Below are 17,846 nucleotides of genomic sequence, written 5' to 3'. Positions count from 1 at the left end.
ATAATCTTTTTAGTTAAAAATATCATATTATCGATTGTGGGAAGTCCAACCTATCACGATGTCCATAAAAAACACAAAACTATTTATTTTAATACGTAGCATTTCAAGAACCCTAAAATCCAGTCGAACGTGAGTTGCTGGCTTTTATACATTAATGGTTAACCGCTTGCAGTCAAATCATTACTCTGATTGTAACAATGAGTTAATTAGGATTCCGTTATAAATCGTGATTATTAATCAAATCACAAACACGTTCAGTCTGATTTTTCGCTATCGCGCCGATCCTATCGACGGGATTCAATTTACAATAAGGCTATTTTCGAGGTTTTTAGCGGTATGCCTTACTTACGGCAATATCGGAACTTTAATTTTTTACTTCATCCTGTCGACTTAAATGAAACCGGGAATCTCATCATAAACTGATAATAATAGAATCATATTCGCTTTAATCGCTTTTCTTCTACGTGAACTGAAACGGTTTTTGACGAAACACTTACAGTGTTTCGTCGAATATGACTATATTCTGATGCATCATTACCACCACATTTTACAACCGGCTTCTTCGTAACCTATGCCAAACCATTCTCGCCGAACCATTAAGTGGCGCAACGTATTCCTGCTGCTGGTACCCGTACTGCTTATCGTCTTGCGGGTTATTCATTTTACCACCGACAGTGCTCACGACGGCAGTGCCGGAGGATCTCCCCCCCGGGCAACCTCGTCATGGGCGGAGCGACTCCGGTGCACAGCGGCCGGGCCGGGCTGCGCCTGATTGATCCGGGCAATATGGTGCACAGCAGTGATACCACCGGGATTGTGACTATCACCCAGACTCAGCCGATTGCCTTGACGTTCAGCGTGCCGCAGGCGAACCTGCAGACCATCCTCAGTGCCCTGCATCAATCGAAAACGTTACCGGTCACCGCCATCGCAGAAGATGGCAAGACCGTGCTGTCGGAAGGCAAACTCAACTTTGTCAGCAACGAAATCGACAGCAACACCGGCAGCATCAAGCTTAAAGCGGTGTTCGATAATCAGGATGACCATCTCTACCCGAACCAGTTCGTCAATGCCAGGCTGCAGACTTTAATCCTCACCCAAGCGACGGTGCTACCGGCGCAGGCCATGCAGCTCAGCAGCGATGGCGCCTTTGTCTATGTGATAAGGCCCGATAATACCGTCGAGCGCAAGGCAGGGGCCAACATGCTGGACCAGTGGCTGAATAACGCATTCAGCCAGCGCCAGATAGCCACCCGGTATAAAACTCTCAACCACTATCATGTGGTCATGTCGCTGGATGCCAATTTTACCGCCGATCCGTCGGTGCTCGACGATCTGCAGGTGGTCAACAACCAGGGAAGCGCAGTGCCGCTACCCGCTTTTACCCGCCTGCGCGGAGCCAATACACCGTTATCGGTTGCCCATCAGGGGCAATCCGCCACCAGCACCATTGACTTCAATCTGGCGGATGACGTCTCTTTGGATAAAGCCCGGCAGGTGATAAAGCACGCCATGGCGAATATCGGCCTGCCCAATACCATTCAGACCGGGTTCGAGGGCACTGCCAAAACGTTTTCCGCGCTTACTGCCACCATACCCTGGCTGATTCTCGCCGCCCTGGCGGCCGTGTATATCGTGCTGGGCATGCTTTATGAAAGCTATATCCATCCACTGACCATATTATCCACCCTGCCCTCGGCGGAGGCTGGCTAACAGCCACCGCCTCCCGTTAGCCGGCGCTCTGCAGCAATGCCGGCCAGAGGGCGATAAGACGGTCGGTTACCTGGTCCAGATCGGCGCAGCTGGTGCCATCTCTGGCCTGCACCGACATACCCTGCAAAAAGCAGGTCAGAAATTTAGCCAGAGCGCCGATATCGATGGTGTTTTCAAACTCACCGCGCTGCTGCCTGAGGGCCAGAAACTTTATCAGCATGTTTTCCTGCAGGTGGTGGCAAGAGCTTAATGCATCAGCCTGTGGCTCCTTGCCACCGTTGAAAGCAGCGGTAGTACAGGTAATAAAACAGCCGCTGGGCAGTTCTTTATCGGTAAACATCGCCGCCGTGGCGCGAAAAAAGTCACCCAGCGCCTGAGGCAGGCTGCGGTTGGGATCGGTCAGCAGGCTGGCATCGCGTTCGGCAAATTGGGTGACATAGCGCTCCACCGCCGCCCGAAACAGTCCTTCTTTATTACCAAATTCAGCATACAGCGTCGGTGCCTTGGCCCCGGTAGCCTCTACTAACTCCGCCAACGAAGTGGCTTCATAGCCGTGACGCCAGAACAGGTCCAGCGCCTTGTCCAAGGCGTCATCACGGTCGAATTGCTTCGGCCGTCCCCGCCCTTTCCTGGCGCATGTCACATGTTCAGTGCTCATAGTGTTGCCTTGTTAATGACTTCATAGCTATATAATTAGTGATCATTAAAATAATTACAAGGGCTTTTGCACCGAATTGGAACGTCACCCGTTGCCATGACGGAGCGTTTGCCCGAGCACCCTTAAAAGGCGGGAGTCAGCCCGGGTATCGGATCAGGTCTGCTACCTACCTGAGGCGCATTATCTTTAGTGGGCCAGATTCGGCAGCAAAGAAATAATTCTATATATATCAGCGTAATACTTATTAAATTAATGATTGATAACAAAAAGAGTTGATCGACGTCACAGTTAAGACTAGTATTTAGTTATCGAACGTTAACTAATAACGTTTTCACTAAGAACATAACTTATTAAACGAGAGTAAACATTATGAAAAACGTAAAATATGCTGTTGCCGCCATCGCCCTGAGTGCCCTGTCTTTTGGTAGTTTTGCCGCTGATTTAGTGACCTCAGTACCTGCCGGCCAGCAGAAAGTGGGCGTCATTAACGCCAGTGCCGGTTCTAATCTGAGTTCGCTGGAAAGCCAGCTGGCCGCTAAAGCCACTCAATCAGGTGCCAAATCTTTCCAGATTACCTCTACCTCAGGTCAGAATAACCTGCACGGTACTGCGGTAATTTATCAGTAATCGACCGAAGACCGGGGCTGCACCCGGCCAGATTAGCAGGCCAGAACCCAATGCCTGCCGGGATAACCCGGCAGGCTTTTTTGTGCACCGGATTCAGGTGCCGACGCCGCTTTTGTGTACGAGATTCAGGCGCGGGGGCCGCTTTTGTGCACGAGATTCAGGCGCGGGTGCCGCTTTTCTGCACCGGATTCAGGTGCCGACGCCGCTTTTGTGTACGAGATTCAGGCGCGGGTGCCGCTGAGGGTCGGCCATAAGGCCATCAAGGTGGTAACGATGCCGTCCAGATCAGCGGCCGATGCCCCGTCTCTGGCCTGAACCGACATCCCCTGCAGGGTACAGGCGAGAAATTTTGCCAGTAGCACGATATCGCTATCAGCCGCCAGTTCGCCCTGCTGCTGTCGGGACAGCAAAAAATCGCGTAGGGTATGTTCCTGCAAATGATGGCGGGCGCGCAGTATCTGGGCTACGTCCTCAGATGAGGCGGAGAGCGCGGCAGAAGTACAAATGATAAAGCAGCCGGAGGGCAGGCTTTTATCGGTAAACATTGAGGCAACCGATCTGAAGTAATCTTCAATGGCCTGGGAGACACTGCGGTCCGGTTGCATCAGCAACGTTTTGCCTTTTTCAGCAAATTTGGTGACATAGCGCTCGGCGGCCGCCTTGAACAGGCCCTCTTTATTGCCGAACTCAGCGTATAGCGTCGGCGCCTTAGCGCCAGTGGCTTCAACCAGATCCGCCAGCGACGTCGCTTCATAACCATGACGCCAGAACAAATCCAGCGCTTTATCCAGCGCAACCTCACGGTCAAATTGTTTGGGCCGCCCACGGCCTTTACGAAGACTGGCAACTGATTCAGAACACATAGGAACCCCTAAAGAGCCGAATGGGAAACGCCATAGATATATTAATGTTCATTATAAAAAATCGTGCCCGAGGTGTCGAGCAACTTATCCGACTTTACATTGCCCTGGCCGGCAGGACTCGCCGGCCGGTGCGTTGTGGGTATTATCAGGCTTGGCTGCCGTTATATTCCCATCCGCAAGATATAAATGGCGCATCTTTATTTAGTCATTTTCTTATATATTTTCCTTTACCACATCAAATTAAAAATATAACAGCATCGATCATGAACAAATGTAAATACCGGTTCTGTTTTTACGTTTCCTTTACTGTTTGGCTTATTGACCCAGATAGGCTTTCCAGGGAATCATTAACTGTAGTTTAATAAATTATCTGGAGAGTATTTATGCGACGCCTTATCGCCTTTGTCGGTATTATCCTGTTAAGCGCAGCGCTGAGCGGTTGCCTGTGGCCCCCTCCTGGCGGTGGGCATGGTGGTGGCGGCCATGGTGGTAGTGGTGGTTATAGCGGTGGTGGGGGCGGTGGTTATAGCAGCGGTGGGGGCGGTGGTTATAGCAGCGGTGGGGGCGGTGGTTATAGCAGCGGTGGGGGCGGTGGTTATAGCAGCGGTGGGGGCGGTGGCCCGGGCGGCCATCCCTAATCCATTCAGTTACGACCCGCAATTTCCTGCCGGCATTATACCTGCGTCATTGGGCGCAAGTATAATGCCGGCAATCCATCTGAATAATCGCATCCACGTTTACGACTGCAGAAAAGCGCTTTTATAAAAGAATAAATTCTCTTTGCAAACATCATCACTTAAAACACCACCACTTAAAACACCACCAATTATAATATAAAGCGATCCCCTTTCCTTTGAAGAGTACTATCACGGCGAAAATGTCCACTGAAGACACCGCAGACACTGCAACCACCGGTCAAATGCTTGCAGTACCGAGTAAATAACGACAGAATCTCCCTTTACGCCTACGCCTTCAGGTAACAAAAGGTAAGTCATGACTGAATTGCGCCGCTTTAAACAGGTTGATGTGTTTACCGATACCCCCCTGTGCGGCAATCCGCTGGCGGTGGTTATCGATGCTGACGGTTTGTCGGAACCCCAAATGCAGGCGATCGCTCGCTGGACTAATTTATCTGAAACGACCTTCGTGCTGCCTCCGACCGATCCGGGCGCTGACTACCAACTGCGTATTTTTTCGCCTGGCGGAGAGTTGCCTTTCGCCGGCCACCCTACGCTGGGCACTGCTCATGCCATGCTTGAAACCGGTTTTCGGCCTAAAAACGCCGATCGCCTTATCCAGCAGTGCGGCGTCGGCAACGTCGCCATCAGCCTTGCCCGCAAAGGCTGGCTGGCGTTTCATGCTCCGGCGGCTGAAATCGTGGCGGTTAACGAAAGTTACTACCCGCTGCTTGCACAAGCGGTCGGCAAATCGACCGCCTTTGGCTTCTGTCCGCCGGTGGTGGTGGATATGGGAATACGCTGGCTGCTGGTCAGGGTAGACAGTGTCGAAGCCTGCCTGACCGCCATGCCGGATCGTGACTCGCTGGCATCTTTGCTGACGCGCTGCGAGGCCAACGGCCTGACCCTCTATAGCCGTCATCGCCCCACCGGGCCGGCTGATTATGAAATCAGGGCCTTTGTGGTTGAGAACGGACAATTGGTGGAGGACCCGGTGACCGGCAGCGCTAACGCTTGTCTGGCGCGTCTGCTCCAGGCTCAGGGATTCCCGGATGATCCGGTGTTTGCCGGATCTTACCAGGTTAGGCAAGGCACTGCCCTTAAACGTCATGGTCGAATAAGCCTTGAGTTCATCAACGGGGAACCCTGGATCGGCGGACAATCGGTCACCCTTATCGATGGCCATTTGCACCTGTAACCCAAGACCCGTCAGCAGTCCCCTATCAATTTCAGCAGGCCCTGTAATCAGGAGGCTTTACCGCCATCAGGCAGGACAGCGTCTTCCGGTGCCGGCGTTTTCTGTTCATCAGGTGAGGTAGCCGCTTCGTCAGCAGCTTTACGCTCATTTCGCTCACGCAGCGCTTTAGCCCGGCTCTCAAGGCCCAGATAGAGCACAATCGCCAGCAGCAGCGGAGCGATAAAATAGACCGCCCGATAGGCCAGCAGGGCGGCGATGATCGAGCCATGCGTCAGGTCTTCGCCGCGCAGCATCGCAACGAACACCGCTTCCAGCACACCGATACCCGCCGGGATATGCACAATAACTCCGGCAATACTGCTGACCAGCAGCACCCCTACTACCAGGGGGAAATCCACTTTATCGCCCAGCAGAATATAAATGATGCCCGCCATGGTCAGCCAGTTGGCGCAGGACACCAGCAGCTGGGTACAGGCCATGCGCAGTGAAGGCAGCACCAGCTTCTGTCCTTTGATGCTCCAGCGGCGACGCCGGGAAAAGGTACATAGCCATAGATATGCGGCGATAAATACCAGCAGGCCGGCGCCGGTCAGCCGTAAAGCGACTTCACCGATGCCCCAGTTAGCCGGCAGCTTGATAACGCCGAACGCACAGATGCCGCCACTGAGCAGAATATATCCCAGCCAATTGGTGGCGATACTCAAGCTAAATACTTTGGTAATGGAACTGTTAGGCAGCCCCAGCCGGGAGTACAGTCGGTAGCGCATGCCTATGCCACCGATCCAGGTGCTGAGCGTTAGCGTAAATGCATAACAGATAAATGACACCAGCATCACCTGATGCTTGGCCAGCTTATGGCCGCAATAGGCCCGGCCGATCAAGTCATAGGCGCCATAAAACAGATAACTCAACACCACCAGACCGATAACCGCCATCAGCGCCTGCCAGCTATAGCTGGTAATGGACTGGGCGACATCATCCCAGTCTACCCGGCGGGCATAAACCGCCAGCAGGACCACCACGCCGATAAAAAACAGCGCCGTCAGCACCTTTTTGGCTGCCGACCATATCCGGTGTTTTTTGCTTTCCGGGCCACGGTTACGGGTTTTCCTGGTACGGGTCATGATTTGGCACCTTCATTTTCAGGCTCGGCCCGATCCTGGGTTTCCAGTTCAGGCTGTACCGGCGGCGCGACCAGGGACAGTTTGGGAGTATGGGCCGGCAGCCATCCAACCCAGGCGGGGAAGTGGCGTAGGAAATGGAACACCAGCACGGTTTTCGCTAAGTGCCAGTAGGTTCGTTTCGGAACCCGGCTCTCATCCACCAATTGACAGTCGCGCTCAATCAGGCCGTTAAGGTTATTCCGCAACTCCTGGTTGAAGGTGCGATCATGGATGATCAGATTAGATTCCAGGTTAAGCGCCAGGCTCAGCGGATCCAGATTACTGGATCCGACCGTAGCCCAGTAATCATCCATGGTCGCCACCTTGCCGTGCAGCGGACGACGGCAATACTCATAGATTTCGACCCCTTCCGGCACCAGGTAATTATACAGCATGCGGGCACCCACCTGAACGATCGGCATATCCGGCTCGCCCTGGACAATCAGTACTACCCTGACGCCGCGCCGGGCAGCATTGCGCATCTCTTTCAACAGGCGATAACCGGGAAAAAAGTACGCGTTGGCGATGATCACTTCTTTCTTGGCGCTGCGCAGCATATCCAGGTAGTGCCGTTCGATATCGGTGTCGTGCTGGTCATTATCGCGGTAAACAAACAGCGCCTGGGCATCACCCGGCTGTTGGTTATGGGCCGGCCGGCGCGAACGGCGCCCGCGTCCCCACCAGCTGCGATGTTCATCTTCGCTATAAAGCGCCTGCAGGGTAAAGCGGTGAATGTCGTCCACCACCGGTCCAGCGACTTCGACGGCGTAGTCCTGCTTGGCCTGCGGGCCGTAGCTGCTCATATGTTCATCAGAGAAATTGATGCCGCCGACCAGGGCGATAGTCGCGTCTACCACCACAATTTTGCGATGCAGCCGTCTGAACAAATTGGTACGCATTCCCATAAACGCCGGGCGGGGATCGTAATAGCGAAAGCGAACGCCGGCGCTTACCATGCCGCTGACGAATTCTTCAGACAAGTCCGGCGATCCATAGCCATCTACCGTCACCTCGACCCTGACGCCACGTTCGGCTGCGTCGATAAGCACGCGGCGCAGGTTTTTACCGACCTCATCCTCAAACAGGATAAACGTTTCAATCAGCACCTCCTTCTGGGCCTGGCCAATCAGCTCATTAACCCGCGGGAAAAATGCCTCGCCGTTCTCCAGCAACGTAATCCGGTTGCCATCACGCCATTCCATCTTCATAGATGAATCTCCACGGCCAGGGGCGCATGATCGGAAAGCTTCGACCACGGCTGGTTAGCCAGTGAGGTCGGTTCGCTGATACGCGCATTGCGTACATAAATGCGGTCCAGCCGCAACAAAGGAAAGCGAGCTGGAAAAGTGCGGGCCGGGCGCCCCTGGGTCTTGGTAAACACTTCTTCCAGCCCGGCTTCTTTATGCAGTATGTCATTGGCGCGTAACCGCCAGTCGTTGAAATCACCGGCGACCACCAACGGCGCATCGGCCGGCAGGGTCTCGATAAAGCGGCTCATCTGCAGCATCTGCTCATGCCGGTGGGCTTCACGTAGCCCCAGATGAACGCAGATCATATGCAGCGACAGGGATCGGCCCGGCACTTCCAGCACACAGTGCAACATGCCGCGTTTTTCCGTTCCTTCCACCGAGACGTCAAGATTCTGGTGCAGGGTGATAGGGAAGCGCGACAGCAGCGCATTGCCATGATCACCGTCAGGGTAGACCGCATTGCGGCCATAGGCAAAATCAGCCCACATGGTATCGGCCAGAAATTCGTATTGCGGCACTACCGGCCAGTTTTCAAACCGCTGGGAGTGCTTCTCGTGAGTCCCCAACACTTCCTGTAAGAAGACCACGTCAGGGCCTACAGTGCGTACCGCATCCCGCAGCTCGGGCAGGATAAAGCGACGATTGAACGCGGCAAACCCCTTATGGGTATTGATGGTCAGTACCTTGAAAGAAAATTCCTGTCCGGTGTCCGGCATGCCTGATACATCCTTTTTTTCATGGTAGTCAGTTCGAAGCATGGTGCTGAACCCCTGAAGTTAACTGTAAAATCCGCCGGTGAGCCGGCTTGTCCTGATAATGACGGTTTTTCCCATTACGGGTTTTGCTCTCCACCAGCCGGTCTGCGCCGATGTTTATTCAAAAACGTCTCAAGAGAACGCGGCCCGCGCGGCGCAGAATGGAGGTCTACTCCGGCCGCATCCAGCAGGCGAACCAGCACCGAGACACTCATATCGCCGTTCGCCAGGTTTTCCATCCGGGCGACGGTCGAACGCGCCACGCCGGCGCGCTGGGCCAGGACTTCCTGTGACAGTCCGGCATGGCGGCGCGCAGTTTTTAACATGACAGCGATGTCAGCCAGTGTCGTCATGCAGGCATTCCTTAAATCGCATTAATAATTGATGTGCTTATTATCGTAGCCCCAGAGGCACAACTCCGCCAGCCGGTGTAGCGCGAGTGCATCAATCTGCCGGCCGGCCATCAGTTAATCAGTCATCTTCAGGCCGCTGTTACAACAGCATTTATACTGTATGGGCCGGGCACGAAACGGTTCAGTATTGAGGGAGTGCCCACGGGGCTTGATTGTCATAAATCCTTCATTCGGCACCGGTAAACTCGCCCGATAACAACCGCTGCGTTCGTTTTTCGTTTTTTGAATAAGGAGATTTCATTGATGCCATTTGCTCGCCGTTCCGCCATCTCTCTGGGGCTGGCTGCCGCCCTGATGACCACCGGTTCCGTGGTTGCACAGACAGCCCCGTCCGCTGTGTCCGACGCCATGTTCCAGCGCGCCGCCCAGGGTGATATCACCCAGCCCGGTGGCGCACGCCGTCTGCAGCTGGATCAAACCGATGCATTGAAGACGCTGCTGACTAAACAGCCGGCCAAGAATGTGATCCTACTTATAGGCGACGGCATGGGTGACTCGGAAATTACTGCCGCGCGTAACTATGCGGTAGGGGCGGGAAACTACTTCAAAGGCCTGGATGCCCTGCCGTTAACCGGTCAGTACACCCACTATGCGCTGGATAAAAAGACCCGCAAGCCCGACTATGTTACCGATTCAGCGGCGTCCGCTACCGCCTGGACCACCGGCGTAAAAACCTATAACGGCGCCCTGGGCGTTGACGTCTACGGCAAGGATCACGTCACTATCCTGGAGCTGGCCAAGGCCGCCGGCAAGGCAACCGGCAACGTATCGACCGCTGAGCTGCAGGACGCCACCCCGGCTGCGTTGGTCGCGCATGTCAGCTCACGTAAATGCTATGGACCGGACGTCACCAGCCAGACCTGTCCGACCCAGGCGTTGGAAAACCAGGGACGTGGATCGATCACTGAACAGTTGCTTGAAAGCCGGGCCGATGTCACGCTCGGCGGCGGCGCCAAAACCTTCGATGAAACCGCCAAGGCCGGAAACTGGCAGGGCAAGACCTTGAGCCGCCAGGCGCAGGAAAGAGGCTATCAGTTGGTCAGCGACCTGAATGGGCTGAATGCCATTACCGAGGCCAATCAGGACAAACCGCTGCTCGGACTTTTTTCCCCAGGCAATATGCCGGTACGCTGGCAGGGACCGAAAGCCAGCTATCACGGCAATATTGATAAGCCGCCGGTCGTCTGTACCGATAATCCTCAGCGCGGCGCCGGCATTCCGACGCTTGCGGCGATGACGGAAAAAGCCATCAGCCTGCTGAAAAGCCATCCTAACGGTTTCTTCCTGCAGGTAGAGGGCGCGTCGATTGATAAGCAGGATCATGCAGCCAACCCGTGCGGCCAGTTCGGCGAAACGGTGGATCTGGATGAGGCGGTTCAGAAAGCGTTGGAATTCGCCCGGGCAGACGGCAATACGCTGGTGATCGTCACCGCCGACCATGCCCACTCCAGCCAGATTGTCGCCGCCGATGCCAAAGCGCCGGGCCTGACCCAGGCATTGACCACTAAAGACGGCGCAGTCATGGGCATCAGCTACGGTAACTCGGAAGAAGATTCCCAGGAACATACCGGCTCTCAGCTGCGTATTGCCGCCTATGGTCCCCATGCAGGCAATGTTCTGGGCCTGACCGATCAGACAGACCTGTTCTATACCATGCGCAATGCGTTAGGGCTGAAGTAGGCAATAAACAGAGAAAGGTATGCCGAGCACGCCGTTCCCGGCGATCCGGGGCGGCGGTTTATCGGCAGCAGCGGATTACCGGGCGCGGAGCATGACGTGAAGCGATGTTTTGGCCGAAGTCGCGTTTATGACCAGCAGCAGCGTGTTATCAGCCGTGCCGGCAAAATATCGGTTCGGGCAAACAGCCGGTCAATCAACCTTTAGGGTCGCCAGAGAGCGAGACATATTGAAACCGGTAATGTGAAAGCCGCATTTTTCATACAGGGCCTTGGCCGACCCATTACCCGCCGCCACCCGCAGACCGACCTCGTTAATGCCCATTGCCGCCAACAGCCTGTCCATTTCGCCCAGCGCAGCGCGGCCAAAGCCACGACCGCGCCACTCAGGCAACAGGCAGAAATCAGCCACCCAGGCCGCCTGATCCTTTACCACTATCCAGAGGTAACCGATAACCGGTTGCTCTTCGCCCGCCGGCACAATACACCACAGTCGGTTGGCGGCAGTGCGCACCCCGGCCGACAGACTGCCGTCAATCGATTCGGTCGCCCGGGCCCTGGCATCTTCCGCGCCATAGCCGCGCGTGGCCGCCAGATCCTGGGCATATTCATCAATAAACAGCCGACGGTAGGCAGGAAACTCTACGTCGCGCATATCCCTTAATTTCACCATACATACTCCTTAATTAAGGAATCTCACATTCCTTTATAAAGACCGAGCCGGCCAATACTGCCGGTAAGCCCTGGCGACCGGAAGCCCCTGCCCTGTGCACTTGGCAATCAGACCTAACAACATCTTTGCAGATGTGCACATTATGCATAGATTACCGTAAGTTAGCCACCGGGCACTCGTTATATCGCGTGGTATAGGCCGGCGACAGCATCTCGCGCTTCATTTTCCAATCCTGATTAACCCCTTGTCCGGCGAACCAGATTTTTCCGCGGCCGGAACGGTTATAGGTGTCCAATAGGGTCATCAGCGAGTCGCTGTTGGCTCGCGGCCTGAACTCGTCGAACAGGCCGGGCTGCGCCACACCATGGTTGAAAAAATCCCCCAATACGATGCCGGCCTTGATGTAGCGCTGGTCCGGCTGCCAAATACGTTCCAGGCCGTGCAGGGCGAGCGCGATAATGTCGCGGGTATCCTGGGTAGGGATCGGGATGCGGCTGGTCGCCTGGTTAGCATAATATTTGCTGGCGGTGTCGTGCGGGCTGGTGCGGATAAACACCGATACCTGCCGGCAATACTGTTTCTCAGTCCGCAGTTTCTCGGCCGCGCGCGAGGCATAAGAGCATACCGCTTCGCGCATCGCCTGGTAGTCGCTGATCCGGTGGCTGAAGCTGCGGCTAGAGACAATCTGCTGCTTGGTCGCCGGCAACGCTTCGATAGCCAGGCAAGCTTCGCCACGCAGTTCCCTGACGGTGCGTTCCAGTACCACGCTAAAATTGTTGCGGATAAAGGCCGTATCGGCATCGGCCAGCTGAATGGCGGTGGTGATGCCCATGGCGCCAAGCCGTTTACCCAGCCGGCGTCCCACGCCCCAGACATCCTCGACCGCGGTCAATGCCAGCAGTTTTCGCTGCCGCAGCGGATTGCTGAGATCGACCACGCCGCCGGTGCGGGACCATTTTTTAGCGGCATGATTAGCCAGCTTGGCCAACGTCTTGGTCGGCGCGATCCCGACCCCGACGCCCAGCTTGGTGCATTGGGCGATGCGCTGGCGAACCTCGCGGCCAAATTGTTCCAGGGACACGCAGTTATCGATCCCGGTCAAGTTGAGAAAAGCTTCATCGATGCTGTAGATTTCGATGGCCGGCGCCATCTCCTCAAGCAGCGTCATGACCCGCATCGACATATCGGCATACAGCGCATAATTACTGGAAAACACCACCACCCCGTGGCGTTCAAGCAGCCCGCGCAATTTGAAATAGGGTTCGGCCATATTGATACCGAGCTTTTTGGCCTCCGCCGAGCGGGCGATGACACAGCCGTCGTTATTACTTAATACCACTACCGGCCTGCCGCGAAGGTCTGGCCTGAACACCGTTTCGCAAGAGGCGTAAAAGGAATTCACATCCACCAGCGCGTACATGTTCACAGCGCCGCATGGATGATATAGGTGACCACGCCAAATATTTCCATCAGCTCTTCGGGATTAAGCTGAATGGGCGAATAGGTCGGATTCATCGGCAACAGCTGAATACGCGGGGTAAGCTGCAGGCGCTTGACAGTGAAGGCACCGTCCAGTGAAGCAATAACGATATTGCCATGCTGGGGTTTTAGCGAGCAATCGACGATCAGCACATCACCCTCCTGGATATTGCCCTCGATCATCGAGTCCCCGCTGACCCGGACAAAATAGGTACTCGCCGGATGCCGTACGCATATTTCATTGAGATCAATAGCGTTTTCCACATAATCCTGTGCCGGGCTGGGAAAACCGGCGGCCACCCGATCAATATAAAACGGTAAGGGTAGCCGGACGATCTCTTCTGCTGCGCGATAAAATTTCATACCTACCTGCCTGACTCTTATAACTGTATTTTTATACAGTATAAGCATTAACTTTTAAGCTTGTGAAGCCATAGTAGGAGGCTTATTAGTCAGGTAATTGATTTGGCGAAGGTTAAATTTCGGCTCAATCCCCAGGTTTGCCGCGCCCATAGTTCAGCCTTTTCGGTCTTTATGCGCAGCAGGATCACATTTTCGACCATCAAGAACCGGCGGATCGGCAAAAAATTGTTCAGGGACAAGTTTCAGAACGGCGTTTATACCCACACTGGCTCAACGGATATCAAGCTAATAATTAGAAAGCAACAGGATATACCGCTTCGATTCTTTTTTGAGCAATGTCAGTGGGTGACCCATGAAAAATAAATCAGCGGCAGCAGCGGCAGAGACACCGGGAATCAGTCGCCGGGGCCTGGTCAAAGGCGGTGTAGCGGCAGGCGGCTTACTGCTGGCCAGCCAGGCGTTTGATCTGCCTTTTCGTTTCGCGCAGGCAGCCGCGGCTGGCAGTACCGGCACCGGTAGTGAGGCCGATAAAGTGGTCTGGAGCATGTGTTCGGTTAACTGCGGCAGCCGCTGTGCTCTGCGGTTACACGTCCGCAATAATGAGGTCTATTGGGTCGAAACCGACAATACCGGATCGGACCAGTATGGCGATCATCAGGTACGCGCCTGCCTGCGCGGACGTTCAATGCGTCGGCGGATGAACCATCCGGACCGGCTCAACTACCCCATGAAGCGGGTAGGCGCGCGCGGTGAAGGCAAATTCCAGCGCATCAGTTGGGACGAAGCGCTGGACATCGTCAGCGATAACCTGAAGCGTATCGTCAAAGAATACGGTAACGAAGCGGTGGATATTCATTATGGTTCCGGCGCCACCGGCGCCAATTTTGTTCGCTCTTCCTCTTCCGGCTCGCTGGTTTCCCGACTGATGAACTGCTATGGCGGCTTTTTACGCAATTACGGCACCTACAGTACCGCACAAATCAGCGCGGCGATGCCTTACACCTACGGCAGTAACGAAGGCAACAGTACCTCGGATATCGTCAATACCAGACTGGTGGTGATGTTCGGCAATAATCCGGCCGAAACCCGGATGAGCGGCGCGGGTATCACCTATCATCTGGAACAGGCCCGGGAGCGTTCAAACGCCAGGATGATCGTGATTGATCCACGCTATACCGATACTGCCGCTGGCCGCGAGGATGAATGGATCCCGATTCGGCCAGGCACCGACGCCGCGCTGGTATCGGCCCTGGCCTGGGTGATGATAACCGAGGATCTGGTCGATCAGGCGTTTCTGGATAGCTACTGCGTCGGCTACGACGAAAAAACGCTGCCCGCCAGCGCGCCGGCCAACGGCCACTATAAAGCCTGGATCCTTGGCCAAGGCAGTGATGGCATTGCCAAGACGCCAGAATGGGCGGAAAAAATCACCGGTATTCCCCGCCGCCGCATCATTACGCTGGCGCGGGAAATCGGCAGCACCAAACCGGCCTATATCTGCCAGGGCTGGGGCCCGCAGCGCCATGCCAATGGCGAGCAGACCGCGCGCGCCATCGCCATGCTGCCGATCCTGACCGGCAATGTCGGGGTAAACGGCGGCAACAGCGGCGCCCGCGAGTCGACCTATACCATGACCATCGAACGGATGCCGTTGGGCGACAACCCGGTCAAAACTCAGATCCCGGTCTTTATGTGGACAGATGCGATCTATCGCGGACGGGAAATGACCGCCCTCAAAGACGGCGTTAAAGGCAAAGACAAGCTGGATGTGCCGATCAAGTTCCTCTGGAATTATGCCGGCAATACGCTGGTCAATCAGCATTCCGATATCAATCGGACCCATCGCATCCTGCAAAACGATAAGGACTGTGAAATGATCGTGGTCATTGAGAATTTCATGACCTCCTCAGCCAAATACGCCGACATCCTGCTGCCGGATCTGATGACCACCGAACAGGAGGATATCGTCCCCAACGACTATGCCGCCAATATGGGCTATCTGATTTTCGGCCAGCCAGCGACAACGCCTAAATTTGAACGCCGCTCCATTTATCAGATACTGAGCGGCATTGCAAAGCGTCTGGGACCGGACATCGAGCAGAAATTTACCGAAGGCCGGACCCAAGAGCAGTGGCTGCAGTATCTGTATGCCAAAATGCAGGCCAAAGATGCACAGCTCCCCGCCTATGAACAATTGAAAGCGCAAGGCATCTATAAGCGCCAGGATCCTGATGGCCATTTTGTCGCCTATAAAGCGTTTCGTGACGATCCGCAGGCCAATCCGCTGAAGACACCGTCCGGCAAAATAGAGATTTATTCGGCCGCCCTCGCCGAGATCGCTGCCAGTTGGCAATTGCAGGCGGATGAGTCCATCAGCGCCCTGCCGATTTACGCCCCAACCTTTGAAGGCTGGGACGATCCGTTACGCCAGCGTTTTCCCCTGCAGTTATCCGGTTTCCATTACAAAGCGCGTACCCACTCCAGCTACGGCAATATCGATGTGCTCAGCGCCGCCTGCCCGCAGGAAGTGTGGATTAACCCGATTGATGCCGCTTCCCGCCGGATAAAAAACGGCGACACGGTGCGGGTGTTCAACGATCGGGGCGAAGTGCGCATCGCCGCCAAAGTGACGCCGCGTATCCTGCCGGGCGTGACGGCGATAGGCCAGGGCGCCTGGCATCAGGCCGATATGGCCGGCGATAAAATCGATCATGGCGGCTGCATCAATACGCTGACGACGCAACGCCCTTCCCCCTTGGCGAAAGGCAATCCGCAACACACCAATCTGATTCAGATTGAGAAAGTATGAGGGGGAATAGATGAGTACCCAATACGGATTTTATATCGATTCACAGCGCTGTACCGGCTGCAAGACCTGCGAGCTGGCCTGTAAAGATTACAAAAATCTGGGCCCGGACGTCAGCTATCGCCGGATTTATGAATACGCCGGTGGTCACTGGCTGCAGGATGGCGACGGCTACCATCAGAATGTATTCGCCTATTACCTCTCCATTGCCTGTAATCATTGCGATGATCCGGCCTGCGCCAAAGTATGCCCCAGCGGGGCGATGCACAAACGCGCGGATGGCTTTGTGGTGGTAGATGAAGCGATATGCATCGGTTGCGGCTACTGCCATATGGCCTGTCCTTACGGTGCGCCGCAGTTCGATAAAGCCAAGGGGCATATGACCAAATGCGACGGCTGCTACGAGCGCGTCGGCGTCGGGCAGAAACCGATCTGCGTTGAATCCTGTCCGCTGCGGGCGCTGGATCTGGCGCCGATTGCCGAGCTGCGGGAAAAATACGGTCAACAGGCGGCGATTGCCCCGCTGCCGGCGGCGCATTTTACTCGCCCTAATATTGTCATCAGGCCGAACGCCAACAGTCGCCCGGCCGGTGATACCAGCGGCCATCTGGCCAATCCGCGGGAGGTGTAACATGGGCAACGGATGGCATGAATGGCCGTTGATGTTTTTTACCGTCGCCGGTCAATGCGTTATCGGCGGCTATCTGGTGATGGCGATGCTGTTGCTGGCCGGCCACCTCGGCGCTGAACATATCCGCCGGGTGCAGCGCGCGATGTTCTATCTCTGGCTGTTGATGGGGCTGGGCTTCATCGCCTCGATGATGCACCTGGGATCGCCGCTGCGCGCGATGAATGCACTGAATCGCCTCGGGGCATCGGCGCTCAGCAATGAAATCGCCGCCGGATCGCTGTTTTTCGCCCTCGGCGGTCTTTACTGGCTGCTGGCAGTGCTCAACAGGATGCCGCGGGCGCTGGATAAACTGTGGCTGGTGGCGATAGCCTTGTCCGGGCTGCTGTTTCTGTATGCCATGGGACGGGTGTATTTTATCGACACGGTACCCACCTGGGCCAATGCCTATACGCCGCTGGGCTTTATCCTGACGGTATTTATCGGCGGTCCGCTGCTGGGCTACCTGCTGCTGCAATCTGCCGGCGTCAGCGGCCCTGGCTGGCGATACCTGCCCTGGGTCAGCGTTATCGCCGTGCTGGCAAGCCTGGTGGTGGTGGTCATGCAGGCCAGTACGCTAGCCGGGATCCAAAGCTCGGTACAGCAGGCTTCGGCGCTGGTCCCAGACTATGGTCTGCTGATGGCCGGCAGGATAGTGCTGCTGTCGCTGGGGCTGGCCTGCTGGTTGATACCCATAATACGCGATCGGACGCCGGCGCCGGCGGGCTTGATGCTGGGTATGGTGCTGGTGCTGGCCGGCGAACTTATCGGTCGCGGCGTGTTCTACGGCCTGCATATGACCGTCGGCATGGCAGTCGCCGGCTAAACGCTAACCCGGGGCCGCCCCCGGCGTATTCCCGTGGAG

General features: G+C 55.5%; 16 protein-coding genes and 2 pseudogenes. 9 read left to right on the top strand and 9 right to left on the bottom strand.

Features of this window, described 5'->3' with window-relative positions:
- Positions 1 to 723 precede the first annotated feature (723 nt).
- Positions 724 to 1,038 (top strand): annotated as a pseudogene (locus EDC52_RS20330) (HlyD family efflux transporter periplasmic adaptor subunit); the annotation flags it as partial.
- A gap of 132 nt (positions 1,039 to 1,170) precedes the next feature.
- Positions 1,171 to 1,710, top strand: a pseudogene (locus EDC52_RS20325) (efflux RND transporter permease subunit); the annotation flags it as partial.
- Positions 1,711 to 1,729: 19 nt separating this feature from the next.
- Here EDC52_RS20325 and EDC52_RS10295 read toward each other — a convergent pair.
- The gene (locus EDC52_RS10295; RefSeq protein ID WP_131865242.1) at positions 1,730 to 2,371 is read right to left on the bottom strand and encodes a TetR/AcrR family transcriptional regulator; all 642 of its coding nucleotides are present in this window, start codon (positions 2,369 to 2,371) and stop codon (positions 1,730 to 1,732) included.
- Positions 2,372 to 2,740: 369 nt separating this feature from the next.
- Here EDC52_RS10295 and bhsA point away from each other — a divergent pair, with 369 nt between their 5' ends.
- A complete protein-coding gene (gene bhsA, locus EDC52_RS10290) occupies positions 2,741 to 2,998 on the top strand; it encodes a multiple stress resistance protein BhsA (RefSeq protein ID WP_131865241.1) in 258 nt (85 codons plus the stop codon).
- A 221-nt stretch (positions 2,999 to 3,219) separates the two neighbouring features.
- Here the strand turns inward: bhsA and EDC52_RS10285 are convergent, their stop codons facing one another.
- Positions 3,220 to 3,861, bottom strand: coding sequence for a TetR/AcrR family transcriptional regulator (locus EDC52_RS10285; protein WP_131865240.1), 642 nt, complete (start codon positions 3,859 to 3,861; stop codon positions 3,220 to 3,222).
- Positions 3,862 to 4,329: 468 nt separating this feature from the next.
- Here EDC52_RS10285 and EDC52_RS19965 point away from each other — a divergent pair, with 468 nt between their 5' ends.
- Both EDC52_RS19965 and EDC52_RS10275 read left to right on the top strand, forming a co-directional pair.
- Positions 4,330 to 4,626, top strand: a complete 297-nt coding sequence (locus EDC52_RS19965) for a hypothetical protein (RefSeq protein WP_196237756.1) — start codon at positions 4,330 to 4,332, stop codon at positions 4,624 to 4,626.
- A gap of 228 nt (positions 4,627 to 4,854) precedes the next feature.
- Complete coding sequence (locus tag EDC52_RS10275; RefSeq protein ID WP_131865239.1) at positions 4,855 to 5,736, top strand: PhzF family phenazine biosynthesis protein; 882 nt, start codon at positions 4,855 to 4,857, stop codon at positions 5,734 to 5,736.
- Positions 5,737 to 5,783: 47 nt separating this feature from the next.
- Here EDC52_RS10275 and EDC52_RS10270 read toward each other — a convergent pair whose 3' ends face one another.
- From EDC52_RS10270 to EDC52_RS10255, 4 genes are all read right to left on the bottom strand, one after another.
- Positions 5,784 to 6,860 carry a lysylphosphatidylglycerol synthase domain-containing protein gene (locus EDC52_RS10270; RefSeq protein WP_131865238.1) on the bottom strand — a complete coding sequence of 359 codons (1,077 nt, stop codon included), beginning with the start codon at positions 6,858 to 6,860 and terminating at the stop codon, positions 5,784 to 5,786.
- A complete protein-coding gene (gene clsB, locus EDC52_RS10265) occupies positions 6,857 to 8,107 on the bottom strand; it encodes a cardiolipin synthase ClsB (RefSeq protein WP_131865237.1) in 1,251 nt (416 codons plus the stop codon). Before clsB ends, EDC52_RS10270 begins: the two co-directional genes overlap by 4 nt.
- Positions 8,104 to 8,865 carry an endonuclease/exonuclease/phosphatase family protein gene (locus tag EDC52_RS10260; protein ID WP_131865501.1) on the bottom strand — a complete coding sequence of 254 codons (762 nt, stop codon included), beginning with the start codon at positions 8,863 to 8,865 and terminating at the stop codon, positions 8,104 to 8,106. Before EDC52_RS10260 ends, clsB begins: the two co-directional genes overlap by 4 nt.
- Before the next feature lie 116 nt (positions 8,866 to 8,981).
- On the bottom strand, positions 8,982 to 9,257 hold the full coding sequence (locus EDC52_RS10255; protein WP_131865236.1) for a helix-turn-helix domain-containing protein: 276 nt from the start codon (positions 9,255 to 9,257) through the stop codon (positions 8,982 to 8,984).
- A 354-nt stretch (positions 9,258 to 9,611) separates the two neighbouring features.
- On the opposite strand from EDC52_RS10255, the gene phoA reads away from it, so the two are divergent.
- Positions 9,612 to 10,997, top strand: coding sequence for an alkaline phosphatase (gene phoA, locus EDC52_RS10250; RefSeq protein ID WP_131865500.1), 1,386 nt, complete (start codon positions 9,612 to 9,614; stop codon positions 10,995 to 10,997).
- 189 nt (positions 10,998 to 11,186) lie between these two features.
- On the opposite strand, the gene EDC52_RS10245 is transcribed toward phoA, so the two are convergent.
- The 3 genes from EDC52_RS10245 to umuD form a co-directional block, all read right to left on the bottom strand.
- Positions 11,187 to 11,666: a GNAT family N-acetyltransferase gene (locus tag EDC52_RS10245; RefSeq protein WP_131865235.1), complete on the bottom strand. Its 480-nt coding sequence runs from the start codon at positions 11,664 to 11,666 to the stop codon at positions 11,187 to 11,189.
- Positions 11,667 to 11,817: 151 nt separating this feature from the next.
- Positions 11,818 to 13,086, bottom strand: a complete 1,269-nt coding sequence (umuC, locus tag EDC52_RS10240) for a translesion error-prone DNA polymerase V subunit UmuC (RefSeq protein ID WP_131865499.1) — start codon at positions 13,084 to 13,086, stop codon at positions 11,818 to 11,820.
- 2 nt (positions 13,087 to 13,088) lie between these two features.
- Positions 13,089 to 13,508, bottom strand: a complete 420-nt coding sequence (umuD, locus tag EDC52_RS10235) for a translesion error-prone DNA polymerase V autoproteolytic subunit (protein WP_196237755.1) — start codon at positions 13,506 to 13,508, stop codon at positions 13,089 to 13,091.
- Positions 13,509 to 13,860: 352 nt separating this feature from the next.
- Here umuD and EDC52_RS10230 point away from each other — a divergent pair, with 352 nt between their 5' ends.
- Genes EDC52_RS10230 through EDC52_RS10220 form a run of 3 tightly spaced genes read left to right on the top strand, consistent with a single transcriptional unit; the run spans position 13,861 to position 17,807 of the window.
- Complete coding sequence (locus tag EDC52_RS10230; protein ID WP_131865233.1) at positions 13,861 to 16,317, top strand: DmsA/YnfE/YnfF family dimethyl sulfoxide reductase; 2,457 nt, start codon at positions 13,861 to 13,863, stop codon at positions 16,315 to 16,317.
- A 10-nt stretch (positions 16,318 to 16,327) separates the two neighbouring features.
- Positions 16,328 to 16,945: a DMSO/selenate family reductase complex B subunit gene (locus EDC52_RS10225; protein ID WP_131865232.1), complete on the top strand. Its 618-nt coding sequence runs from the start codon at positions 16,328 to 16,330 to the stop codon at positions 16,943 to 16,945.
- Position 16,946: 1 nt separating this feature from the next.
- Positions 16,947 to 17,807: a DmsC/YnfH family molybdoenzyme membrane anchor subunit gene (locus EDC52_RS10220; protein WP_131865231.1), complete on the top strand. Its 861-nt coding sequence runs from the start codon at positions 16,947 to 16,949 to the stop codon at positions 17,805 to 17,807.
- Positions 17,808 to 17,846: the final 39 nt, after the last annotated feature.

The sequence above is a fragment of the Biostraticola tofi genome (genome assembly GCF_004343195.1).
Lineage (GTDB): Bacteria > Pseudomonadota > Gammaproteobacteria > Enterobacterales > Enterobacteriaceae > Biostraticola > Biostraticola tofi.
The sequence above is the reverse complement of the archived record's forward strand: the minus strand, read 5'-3'. Positions and strand labels throughout refer to the sequence as shown.